11 protein-coding genes are annotated in these 11,400 nt (G+C 71.0%); 7 read left to right on the top strand and 4 right to left on the bottom strand.

The genetic code is table 11. The features are described 5' to 3' along the window. Positions 1 to 66 precede the first annotated feature (66 nt). Complete coding sequence (locus RS82_RS17800) at positions 67 to 555, bottom strand: FBP domain-containing protein (protein WP_045301920.1); 489 nt, start codon at positions 553 to 555, stop codon at positions 67 to 69. A gap of 237 nt (positions 556 to 792) precedes the next feature. Then, positions 793 to 1,998 carry a hypothetical protein gene (locus RS82_RS17795; protein WP_045301919.1) on the bottom strand — a complete coding sequence of 402 codons (1,206 nt, stop codon included), beginning with the start codon at positions 1,996 to 1,998 and terminating at the stop codon, positions 793 to 795. Between the two features lie 123 nt (positions 1,999 to 2,121). Between RS82_RS17795 and RS82_RS17790 the strand changes: the two genes are divergently transcribed. From RS82_RS17790 to RS82_RS17760, 7 genes are all read left to right on the top strand, one after another. Further along, positions 2,122 to 3,390: an ABC transporter substrate-binding protein gene (locus RS82_RS17790; RefSeq protein WP_045301916.1), complete on the top strand. Its 1,269-nt coding sequence runs from the start codon at positions 2,122 to 2,124 to the stop codon at positions 3,388 to 3,390. A gap of 141 nt (positions 3,391 to 3,531) precedes the next feature. Continuing rightward, on the top strand, positions 3,532 to 4,482 hold the full coding sequence (locus tag RS82_RS17785; protein ID WP_045301914.1) for a carbohydrate ABC transporter permease: 951 nt from the start codon (positions 3,532 to 3,534) through the stop codon (positions 4,480 to 4,482). Further along, positions 4,479 to 5,438, top strand: coding sequence for a carbohydrate ABC transporter permease (locus RS82_RS17780; RefSeq protein WP_084695746.1), 960 nt, complete (start codon positions 4,479 to 4,481; stop codon positions 5,436 to 5,438). The genes RS82_RS17785 and RS82_RS17780 overlap by 4 nt, the downstream gene beginning before the upstream one ends. Positions 5,439 to 5,440: 2 nt before the next feature. Then, positions 5,441 to 7,381 carry a DUF8034 domain-containing protein gene (locus RS82_RS17775; protein ID WP_157005668.1) on the top strand — a complete coding sequence of 647 codons (1,941 nt, stop codon included), beginning with the start codon at positions 5,441 to 5,443 and terminating at the stop codon, positions 7,379 to 7,381. Between the two features lies 1 nt (position 7,382). Continuing rightward, the gene (locus RS82_RS17770) at positions 7,383 to 8,174 is read left to right on the top strand and encodes an RraA family protein (protein WP_045301912.1); all 792 of its coding nucleotides are present in this window, start codon (positions 7,383 to 7,385) and stop codon (positions 8,172 to 8,174) included. Further along, positions 8,144 to 9,103, top strand: a complete 960-nt coding sequence (locus RS82_RS17765) for an aldo/keto reductase (protein WP_045301910.1) — start codon at positions 8,144 to 8,146, stop codon at positions 9,101 to 9,103. The genes RS82_RS17770 and RS82_RS17765 overlap by 31 nt, the downstream gene beginning before the upstream one ends. Then, on the top strand, positions 9,100 to 9,900 hold the full coding sequence (locus RS82_RS17760) for an amidohydrolase family protein (RefSeq protein ID WP_045301908.1): 801 nt from the start codon (positions 9,100 to 9,102) through the stop codon (positions 9,898 to 9,900). The genes RS82_RS17765 and RS82_RS17760 overlap by 4 nt, the downstream gene beginning before the upstream one ends. A gap of 9 nt (positions 9,901 to 9,909) precedes the next feature. Here the strand turns inward: RS82_RS17760 and RS82_RS17755 are convergent, their stop codons facing one another. Both RS82_RS17755 and RS82_RS17750 read right to left on the bottom strand, forming a co-directional pair. Beyond that, entirely contained in the window at positions 9,910 to 10,581 is a 672-nt protein-coding gene (locus RS82_RS17755; protein WP_052676919.1) for a GntR family transcriptional regulator, read from the bottom strand. After that, positions 10,578 to 11,213 (bottom strand): SGNH/GDSL hydrolase family protein, encoded by a 636-nt coding sequence (locus tag RS82_RS17750; protein WP_045301906.1) that lies wholly within the window; start codon positions 11,211 to 11,213, stop codon positions 10,578 to 10,580. The genes RS82_RS17755 and RS82_RS17750 overlap by 4 nt, the downstream gene beginning before the upstream one ends. Positions 11,214 to 11,400 lie beyond the last annotated feature (187 nt).

Genomic DNA, 11,400 nt, shown 5'->3' with positions numbered 1-11,400 from the left:
GTACGCGAACGTCGTGTCGTCTCGGCGAGAGCACGCGATCGGCGCCCGGCGGCGCCGCGGTGAGCGTCAGGCGCCGTCGCGGATGTCGCGCGCGAACCCCTCGGCGTGGGCGCGGAGCGCCTCGATGCGCCGCTGACGCGCGGCCATGACATCGAAGCCGAGGTACGCCGGCGGCATCGGTCGCCGCGCGTTGGCCGAGCATTCGAACCGCTCGCACAGCAGAGTGCCGACGGTGTCGCCGTTGCGACCGGCCTTGCCGGCCCGCTTCGCGCCGAACAGCACGACGTCGTTCGGCAGCGTGACGTCCTCGCACCACGAGCACTGCGCGCGGGTGCGCGTGCGCTGCTCGGTCTGGCGCAACAGGATGCCGACGGCCTCACCGTCGACCGGAACCACGATGAAGCCGGCGAGCGGCTGCTTCGAGTCGCGCCAGCCGAAGTAGTCGAGGCCGTCCCAGGCGACCTGGGCGAGGTCGGGAACGATGATGGAGTTGCGCTCGCGGAGCGAGGCGTTGACGAAGGACGCGCGGATGTCCTTCTCGGTGAATGCGTGCATGATTCCTTGATTCACGAAAGAGAGATCGCCCAAGCGGCGACGAAAGGATGCTGCGGGCCGGCGGCGCGCAGATGATGCGGGCTGCACCACCCGAAGGTCAGGGACCGGGGTGGCGCGCGCGGCTACCTCCGCTCGGCGCGTGGAGCGCCGAGCACCCCCTCACGCCCGCCGGGCGTCGTGAACGTCGAATGCACGCCCGACAGCATACGCTCGTCGGCCTGCACGTAGGCCGTTCGCTCAGCGGAGGAAGGCCGGCCCGATCTGGGTCAAGATCCAGAACAGCACCATCACGCCGCCGACGACGATCGGCAGCCACGGCACGCCGCGCTGCAGGCGGCGGCCCTGCGGGGCGACGCCGGGCGGAGGGCGCAGCGCGTCGAGCGGCGCAGTGAACGGAGCGGATGCTGCGCCGCCCTGCCCTGCGCCGGCCCCGGCCGCCGCGACGCCCAGGGGGGCAGCATCCGTCACCGCGGCGGCAGCCGCCGCGGCGAGCCGCTCGTCGCGCCACCGCGCCCACTGCGCGAGTTTGTCGAGCAGGGCCCCGACGACGGAGAAGAGCCACGCCCACGTCTGCGGGTCGAGCGTGGAGAAGTCCCGCTTGGCGTACAGGAACAGCCAGTCGTCGACGATCTCGACGTCGAGCGCGGCGGCGTTGTCGATGAAGCGCGCCATGATGTCGGGGGTGAAGAGGTACAGGGCGTCGCGCTCGTAGTCGGCGGGGCAGTACAGCGAGAAGTACTCGTCGAAGTCGCCCTCGAGGCTGAGGCGCTGATCCTTGTCGAAGGTGAGCGGCAGGTTCGAGCCGAACAGGCCGTTGTTGCTCATGGCGTCGAGCACGATGTGCGGGAGGGGGGTGTCGAGCTTCACCGCGACATAGCCCCAGTGATGCGTCTGCTGGTTCTTGCCCGAGCCGGTCGTGTAGCGGTAGTTCGCGAACTCCACGAAGCGGGGACGATCGCCGCGCACGAGGTCGCTGGAGTGGCGGCTGTTGCCGAGCGAGAAGATCATGCCCGCAAGCGCGGGGTCGTCGAGACGGGGCTCGTAGTGCATCCCGTTCGCGCGCGCGAAGCCGTCGAGACGATACATGCGGTCGCTGCTGCTGCGCGCACCCCGTACGAAGAGCGTGATCCCCACCGCGGCGATGATGCCGATCACCACGAGCGGCAGGAAGCCGAACAGGACGGCGAGTCCCCCGCCGTCGGCCCCGGCGGTCGCGGCGCTGACGATGCTCGTGACGAGGGTGATCGCGACGGAGCCGAACAGCACGACGACCACGAAGGCGATGACGACGATGACGAGCACGCCGAAGACGGGAGAGCCCTCGATGCGGCCCGTCCGTCGCAGCTCCTGCACGAATGCGCGCGCGGCGCCCGGTGCGACGGGCTCGACCAGCGGGCGCGCGTCGAACGGGTAGGAGGCCGGCGCGGCGGGAGGAAGACTCACCCGACCACGCTACCCGCGCCCGGCGTAGAGTCCACGAGAGGAAGGATGGCAATCGTTGATAACCGATTATCGATTAGTGTAGGATCGTCACGTCCCGATGATGTGCCCACGAGAGGATCGACGATGATCACCAGACGTACCCTCACCGCGATCGGCGCCGCAGCGGCCGCCGTGACGCTCCTCGCCGGATGTTCCTCCGCAGCGCCGAGCGGGGGTGAGAGTCAGGACGAGGGCATCCAGCTGCGCATGCTGGTGAACGTGACCCCCAACCTCACCGAGGAGTGGTGGAACGAACTCGTCGCGCCGTTCGAGGAGGCCAACCCGAACATCGACGTCGTGATCGACAACCCTGGCGCCGAGGGCGTCGCCGCCGCCGTGCCGCGGCTGCTGGCCGCCGGGCAGGCGCCGGACATCGTGCAGTCGCAGGCGCCCACCCCCGACCTCGCCGAAGAGCTGGTCGACCTGTCGGAGTACGACTGGGCGTCGGGCGGACCGCTCGCCGACCAGTACTCGATCGACGGCAAGTACTACATGGCAGGCGTCGGCGTGCAGCTGCAGAGCCTGTGGTTCTACAACAAGGACGCCTTCGCCGAGGCCGGCATCACCGACGTGCCCACCACCGTCGACGAGCTCGAGGACGCGCTCGGCAAGCTGAAGGACGCGGGATGGACCCCGATCCAGACCGGCGGCGACTGGATGTCCAGCGGCGCACTGCAGACGCTCGCGCTGCCGTCGATCGTCGGCGAGAACCCGGACTGGTTCGCCGACATGAACTCCGGCGACACCACCTTCAGCGCTAGCTACGGCGACTACACCGCGATGTACGCCGACTGGATCGCCGAGGGCTACACGAACGCCGACGCGCTCGGCGTGAAGTACCCGGATGCCGAGCAGGCGTTCCTCTCCGGCAAGGCCGCGCTGTACCCCATGGGCAGCTGGTTCGCCGGCACCGAGGCGAAGGCCGAGAACCCGGCTCCGATCGGCGTCTTCCGCGGACCTGCGGTCGACGGCGTCGCCGACCCCGCCATGGGCGCGAACATCGCCAGCCCGTACATGATCATGAAGGTGTCGGAGCACCAGGACGCCGCGGCGAAGCTCCTCGAGTTCCTCACCACCGACGAGGACGCGGTCCTGGATCAGCTCCAGGTCGACGGCAACTACCGCGACGGCTTCGAGTACGACATGACCGACCTCGGCAAGGAGCTGCTGGCCATCGTGTCCGACACTCCGGCGTCGGCCTACACGCCGACCGGCGGCGGCTACGGTGAGCGCAAGCTCCCCGACGGCTACTCCGGCGAGATCAACACCCAGACGCAGGCGCTGCTCGGCGGCACGTCCGCTGCCGACGTGGACGCGGCGATGGACGCCTGGTTCGAGGCGAACAGCAACTGACGCGAGCCTCGGCGCCGGGACCCACCCCGGCGCCGAGGCACCACGCGCCGCGAGGCTCCGCGCAGCCCGAAGCGATGCGTGCAGAGGGCGTGGGGAGCATCCGTCCCTTCCGTTTCACCGACGATTCGAAAGCAGGCTCATATGGCCGACACCGTGGCCCGTCTGGCGGGCACCGCGAGGGCGCGCACGTCCGCGCCGGCGCGCCGCCGGCGCACCTCGTGGCAGGACCGCCTCGCGGGCGTGATCATGAGCGGCCCCGCGCTCCTGGTGTTCATCGCGATGTTCATCGTGCCGATGCTCCTGGCGGTCGTGCTCAGCTTCACGGACTGGAACGGCTACAGCCTGCGCTTCGATTTCATCGGGTTCGAGAACTACACCGACGCGTTCAAGAACCCGCGCACGGTCGACGCGGCGATCTTCACGGCGATCATCGCCGTCGTGGGCACGCTGCTCTGCAACGGCATCGGCCTGGCCGTGGCTGCCCTCATCGCCGGCAACAGCCGCGGCAACACGGTGCTGCGCACCGTCTTCTTCTATCCGTACATCATCAGCGCCCTGATCATCGGGTTCCTCTGGTCGGCGATGCTCGCCCCGCAGGGCGCCGTCAACTCGCTGCTCGCGCAGTTCGGCGTGGCGCCGCTGCCCTTCCTCACCGACATGACCTTCGCCAAGGCGAGCGTGATCCTCACGATCGTGTGGTCGCACTTCGGCTTCAACATGATCCTCTACCTCGCCGGCATCAAGTCGGTGCCCACCGAGTACTACGAGGCGGCGACCGTCGACGGCGCATCGCGGTGGCAGCAGTTCCGAAACGTGACGCTGCCGCTCATCGCCCCCGTGCTGACGGTGAACCTCGTGCTCACGCTCGTCGGCCTCCTCAAGGCGTACGACATCGTGCTCGCCCTCACCGACGGCGGCCCGGCCGCCTCCACGCAGACGATCGTCTACCAGATCCTCAAGGACTCGTTCGCGCAGGCGCGGCTCGGGTTCGGCGCGGCGCAATCGGTCGTGCTCCTCATCGTGACCGCGGCACTCGGGCTCGCGGTGACGTTCGCGCGCCGCGGCGCCGACCGGAAGGCGAGCGAATCATGACGATGTCGACGCAGACCAGCCCGAACATCGGCGCCGAGCTGATGCTCACCGACGCCGACGAGCTGCCCCGCCGCCGCTACGACAGGCGCGGGCGCCGCCGTGGCGGCCCGGCGGCACAGCGCACGCCGCTCGCCGCATCGATCGTGAAGTGGGCGCTCCTCGGCGCGCTGGCCCTCGTGATGCTCGTGCCGCTGTACATCCTCGTGATCAGCGCGTTCAAGCCGCAGGCCGACATCATCCTGCACCCGCTGGCGATCACGCCCGACATGTTCACGTTCGACTACCTGTGGAACGCACTCACGAGCGAGAAGTTCAACGTCGTCGGCGCCTACGGCATCACCCTGCTGTTCGTCGTGCTCGTGAACATCTTCTGCATCGCGCTCTCGGCGCCGGTCGCCTACGTGATCGCCCGCGGACGCTCGAAGTGGCACCTCGCCCTGCTGCTCGTGTTCGTCTCGGGCCTGTTCATCCCCGGCCAGGTGACTCTCATCCCGGTGGTGTTCGTCCTGCGGGTGCTCGGCCTCATCAACACGATCCCGGGCTTCCTCCTGTTCGAGACCGCGGCGACGCTGCCGGTCACGATCTTCCTGTTCGCCGCCTACCTGCGCACCGTGCCGCGCGACATCGACGAGGCGGCCGCGCTCGACGGCGCCGGGCGCATCCGCGCCTTCTGGTCGTGCATCTTCCCGATCATGCGGCCGGTGGTCGCGACGATCGTCGTGCTCAACTCGATCGGCGTGTGGAACGACTTCGTGAGCCCGCAGATCATCCTCGGACCCGGCTCCGGCATCTACACGGTGACCACCGGCGTCTACGCGGCCGTCGGAGAGTTCTCGACCGACTACACGGTGCTGTTCCCGACGCTGCTGCTGGCGATCGCACCCGCCGTCATCTTCTTCATCATCATGCAGCGGCACATCATCGGCGGCCTGGTCGCCGGAGCGACGAAGGGCTGACGTTGAGCGACACGATCCACGGGCATCCGCTGTCAGAGATCCCCGCGTGGGCGGTGCTCGAGCGCCGCCTGTTCGACGAGATCGAGGCCGCCTGGCGCCTCTTCTCCGGGACCTTCGCCGAACCCGACGGGCGGCTGCGCTTCGCGGCGGACTTCGTCGACCGCGACGGCGTCGACGACCTCTACGAGCCGTTCTTCAACTGGCCGGCGTTCTACCTGCTGGGCGGGAGCGACGACATCCTCGCGGCGGCGAAGCGCCACTGGGAGGGCGTGACCGCACAGCTCACCGAGGCCGGAATGGTCACCGACGAGTATGAGAACGGCTACGACTGGTTCCACCAGGGCGAGTCGCTCCTCTTCTTCTATGGTCTGTGTGCCGCCGATCCATCCGACCGCGCGTTCGCCGAGCGGGCGCGCCGCTTCGCGGAGCTGTACACGGATGCTGCCCACGGCAACTTCGATGCGGCGCTCGGCATCATCCGCGCCCCGCACAACGGAGCGCTGGGTCCCCGCCCGGGTCTGAGCGACGAGCCGGAGCCGTACTCGTCCGAGCGGCCCGAGATGCGGCCCTATGGTCTGCCGCTCGAGTACGTGCCGGGGGTGGACGAGTGGGACGACCTCGCCGATCCCGCACTCGCCGTGGCGATGGGCGAGGCGATGCACCGCGCGGCCGCGGGTGACGTCGCGGTGAACCTCGCCGCCACGAGCCTGGTGGCCAACCGCTGGCTCTACGACGGCGACGAGCAGTCGGCCGCGTGGGTGCACGCGTACGTCGACGGCTGGCGGGCCCGCGCTGCCGCGAACGGCGGCCTCGTGCCCGACAGCGTCGCGCCCGACGGCACGGTGGGCGGGCTGCACGAGGGTCGTTGGTACGGCGGACACTACGGCTGGAGCTGGCCGCACGGCCTGCCGTCGGTCGGCATGGCGGCGGTCATCGCCGGCATCAACGAAGCATTCCTCACCGGTGACGACGGCGCCCTCGACATGGCGCGCGCTCTCCTGGACACCGTCCTCGACAACGCGATCGTCGCCCCCATCGCCGAGACGCCTTTCAGCCTGCGGGGCGGCTGGCTCGCCCGCTGGGGGACGGATGCCGCGAAGCCGGCGCTGCTCGTTCCCCATCGCCACGGGCGTCACGGCTGGTTCGACTACGGCCCGATGCCGCTGGAGCTGCCGCTGTGGGTGTGGTGGTGGTCGCGTCGCGACGACGACCTCGCGCGGGTGCGGCGGGCGATCGCGGGCCTTCCCGCGATGGACGATCCGGTCAAGGCATTCCGTGACAAGGCGGAGGCGGGGCACGAGGCACCGTGGCTCGCATACCTCGACGGCGAGCTGCCCGAGTATCCGTCGCGGGCGCTGTCGATGGCCCTCGGCCAGGTCGCCCGGCGCGTGGCGCTGATGGCCGCGGCGGAGGCGGATCCGGATGCTGCGCACCTCCACTTCGGCCAGCGCGTGAACCCCGTCGTGACCGAGGTGCTGAGCCAGCTCGTCTCGGGCACGCCGCAGGTGCTCTACAACGGCGGCCTGCCCTTCGCGGCGGTCGTCTACGAGGACGCCGACGCCGCCCGGCCCGGCCTGCCGCGCGACGTGGCCGCGCTCGTGTCGCGGCTCGACGGCGACGACCTCGACCTGGCGCTCGTCAACACGTCGACCACGCGCAGCCGCCGCGTGACAGTGCGTGCCTCGCGCTTCGGCGAGCGGCGCGTGGCATCGGTCACGGTCCGCACCGAGACCGGCGGCGAGTACCCCGGGCGCAGCACCGCGTACGCCGCGGTGCCCGGCACACCGACCCTCCTGCAGCGCGAGGTCGAATCCGGCGCCGTCGAGGTCGAGCTCCCGCCGGCGCATCGCGTCGACCTCACCCTGCACACCGTCGCCTCGGGAGCCGCACCGCGGCACCGGGGCGCAGCATCCGTCCTTTCCGCCGCCGTCTCGAAGGAGTGACATGTCCGATTCCTCAGCCCCGTTCCCGCGGCCCGCGTTCGATCTGCCGGTGCGCGGCGGTGCCTACCAGCGCGCCGACCCCGACACGCTGCGCGAGCTCGAGCGGGTGTCGGCTGCGACCGCCTGCGCGAAGCTGCACGGCATGGGCATCTCGCGCTCGTTCGTCGAGGGTCCGCGCCCGCTCGCCGAAGGGCAGCGCATCGTCGGCTCGGCCATCACGCTGCAGTTCATGCCGCAGCGCGAGGATCTCGCTTCGGGTCACGGGCAGGAGTACGTCGAGCGGCACACCGCGCTGTGGCACGTCCTGGAGCAGGTCCAGCCCGGCGACGTGCTCGTGATCCAGGCCTTCGGGAGCCGGTACTCCGGCTGCATCGGCGACATCCTCGCGCGCTACTTCCTCCGCAAGGGCGGCGTGGGCATCGTGGTCGACGGGCGCATCCGCGACTCCGACCGCATCAAGGACCTCGGGCTGCCGGTGTGGTCGACGGGCACCACGCCGCATTACGCGTCGCAGACCGACCTGTTCCCGTGGGCGTACGACGTGCCGGTCGCCGTCGGCGGCGCCCTGTGCATGCCGGGCGACATCGTGATCGCCGACGGCGACGGCCCCGTGATCGTGCCACAGGCGATGGCCGGGTCGGTCGTGGAGTCGGCGCAGGACCACGAGGACTGGGAGGTGTTCAGCCGCCTGCGCCTCGACGAGGGCGCGCGGCTCAGCGACTACTACCCGCTCACGCCCGACTCGCGGGAGGAGTACGAGCAGTGGCGTTCCGTGCAGGCCTTCGCCCGCTGACGGCGACTGCGGGCGCGTCCGACACGTTCGGTCTGGGGTGCGCGCCGATCGGCAACCTGTTCCAGGCCGTCGCCGAGCCGGACGCCGACGAGACCGTCGCGGCGGCGCTGGGTCGCGGCATCCGCTTCTTCGACACGGCTCCGCACTACGGCGCCGGCGCGAGCGAGGCGCGGCTGGGTCGCGCGCTCGCCGGCGTCGACCGCGACACCGTCGCGATCGCGACCAAGGTCGGCCGGCGGGTCATCGATGCATCCGGCGCGACCGTGCCGACCGGCGGGATCGGCGTCGACACGGTCGGCGACCTGACGCGCGACGGTGTGCTGCGCAGTCTCGAGGGGAGCCTCGCGCGCTTGAAGACCGACCGGATCGACCTGCTGTACCTGCACGATCCGCTCGACGTCGATGAGGCGCTGGCCCAGGCGATGCCGGTTCTCGCCGACCTGCGCGCGCAGGGCGTCGTGCGGGCGATCGGCGTGGGCATGGTGTGGCCCGAGCCGCTGATGCGGTTCGTGCGCGAGGCCGACGTCGACGTCGTCATGATCGCGGGCCGCACGACGCTGCTCGACCATCGTGGCGAGGACGAGCTGCTGCCCGAGGCCGCACGCCGCGGCGTCGGCGTGATCGCGGCGGGCGTGTTCAACTCGGGCATCCTCGCCGATCCGGTGGCCGCGCCGTACTTCGACTACCGGGAGGCCCCGGCCGAGCTGCGCGAGCGCGCCCTGCGGCTCGCGGCGATCTGCGATGCCCGGGGCGTGCCGCTGCGGCACGCGGCGGCGCGCTACCCGCTGCGTCTGCCCGCCGTCGAGGCGGTCGTCGTCGGCGCCCGCACGGCGGCCGAGGTCGACGACTTCGCGGCCGCGGAGCACGTCGCGATCCCCGGCGAGCTGTGGCGCGAGCTGGCGGAGCTCGCCGGGTCCGGGCGCGTGTGAGCGGCGGCATCGTCGACGCGCACGTCCACGTGTGGGACCTCGATCGGTTCCCGCTCTCGTGGTTCCGCGACGACCTCGCGCTGCCGCGGGCGGCCACGACGGAGGGACTGACGGATGCCGCGGCCGCCGCCTCCCGTCCGCTCGAAGCCGCCGTGGCCGTGCAGGCGGCCGACACGCCGGCCGAGATGACCTGGCTCCGCGACCTCGCCCGGCGCGATCCTGTCGTCCGCGCCGCGGTGCTGCAGTTCGCGCCGGCGGCCGGGTGGGCGGGTGTGGCCAGCGCCGTGCTCGATCAGGGGATCGCCGGCGTGCGCGTGGCCACTCCTGGCGGTGCCGCGGATCTCTCCGACGTCTCCGGCCTCGACGCGCTGTGCGAGGGCGCGGCCGACACGGGACGCGTCGTGGAGTTCCTCGTGCGGCCCGCACAGCTCGATGCCGTGGCGGGCGTCGCGGCGCGGCATCCGCGCACGTCCGTCGTGCTGTGTCATCTCGGCCTCGGGGCGAAGGGGCCCGACGCGGCGTGGGAGGAGTCGCTGCGCCTCGTGGCCCGGCAGCCGAACGCGTTCGCGAAGTTCTCCGGAGTCGCCACGCGACCCGGTGATCACGCGCGACTGACCGCGCTCGCGGCGACGGCGTTCGACGCCTTCGGCGCCTCGCGGCTGATGGTCGGCAGCGACTGGCCGATGTCGGCGCGATACCTCTCTTATACGCAGCTCGTCGACGACGTCGACCGGGCCTGGGGCTCTCGTCCCGACGCGTTCTGGGGATCCACGGCGTGCGAGCTCTACCGCAGGTGACCCGCGGCGCTACGCGCCCTCGGACTCGTCCGGAAGCAGGGTGCCGGCGGCGTGGGCGTGGAACAGCTGCGCCGCCGCGTCGGGGTCGCCCGCGTCGAGCGCCTCGAGGAGGCTCCGATGCCACTCGGCGACGTCGTGCCAGTCGCCCGGGAACGACGGGTCGCCGAGCACGTGGAGCGAGCGCAGGCTCGGCTCGATGATGTCCCACATGCGCGGGAGATACACATTGCCGCTGCCCTCGATCACGCCGCGGTGGAACGCGAAGTCGAGCTCGCGGAAGACGCCGAGGTCCTTCGCATCAGCGGCCGCGTGCATCTGGGCGATGAGGTCCTCGAGGCGCTGGTGCGTGCCGGCATCGAGTGCGCCGCACGCGAGGCGGCCGGCGATCGACTCGAGCTCGGCGCGCGCCACCTTGGCCTGCGCGACCTCCTCGTCGGTGTAGCTGGTCACGAAGTTGCCCTGGTGGCGCACATGGGTGACGAGTCCCTCGTGGGCGAGCTGCTTGAGTGCGTCCCGGACGGGTGCCTGACTCACCTGGAGCCGCCGCGCGAGCTGCGATTCGACGAGCTGCTCGCCGGGCGCGAGCGAGCCGTCCTTGATCATCGTCTTGACGAGCTCGTAGATCTGGTCCGAGAGCAGACCGCGCTTCAGCTCGGTCACGGCGCTCAGCGCATCGGTCATGGTGCGACCCCCGTGGTTGCGGCCCCGACGGGTGCCGCGGCGTACGCCGCCAGCCACGCGTCGGCGATGATGGCGGCGCCCTGCGGCGTCGGGTGCACGCCGTCGGGCGCGATGGCGCCGGCGCCGTGCTCGGCGGCGGCCGCGCCGATGCCGTCGTGCAGCTCGACGAGCGTCGCGTCGAACCGTTGCGCAAGGCGACGAACCGCTGCCCGCTTCGGATCGAGGTCCTCGAGCCACGCGGCCTGGCCTTCGCTCACCGGCACGAAGAAGGGCTCGATGAGAAGGATCCGCTCGACGCCGGCGCCGCGGGCCGCCTCCAGCAGCGCCGTGACGGTCGACTCGAAGTCCAGGGCAGACGTGGGGTCGTCGGAGTCGAAGCGGCGCCACATGTCGTTCACGCCGACGTACACCGTGAGCACGGTGGGCCCCGCGCCCAGCACATCGTCCCAGCGCGCGGCGAGGTCGACGGCGCGGTCGCCCGAGATGCCCTTGTTGACGACGACGGCGTCCTCGCCGACCGCCTCCGCGATGAGCCGGACATACCCGTCCCCCAGCGACGTGGCGTCGTCGCGGTCGCGGCCGGCATCGGTGATCGAATCGCCGGCGAAGACGAGGGTGGTCGAGCGAGGCATCCGTGGTCCCATCGTTGGAGCGTGTTCCGCCAGCATAATCGATAATCGCTTGAGCCGATCGATCCTGGCCCGCGCGGATCTCCCATGCCGGGTTCCCGCGAACCTATCGCCTTCAAGCCTCCCGAGGCGAGAGTCGCCGGTCGCGGCATCGGGGAGAATCGACGCAGAAGCGCGCGAGCGCACACCG

The sequence above is a fragment of the Microbacterium trichothecenolyticum genome (genome assembly GCF_000956465.1).
GTDB classification, from domain to species: Bacteria; Actinomycetota; Actinomycetes; order Actinomycetales; family Microbacteriaceae; genus Microbacterium; species Microbacterium trichothecenolyticum.
Note: the sequence above shows the minus strand (reverse complement) of the source record. Positions and strands in the feature narration are given on the sequence as shown.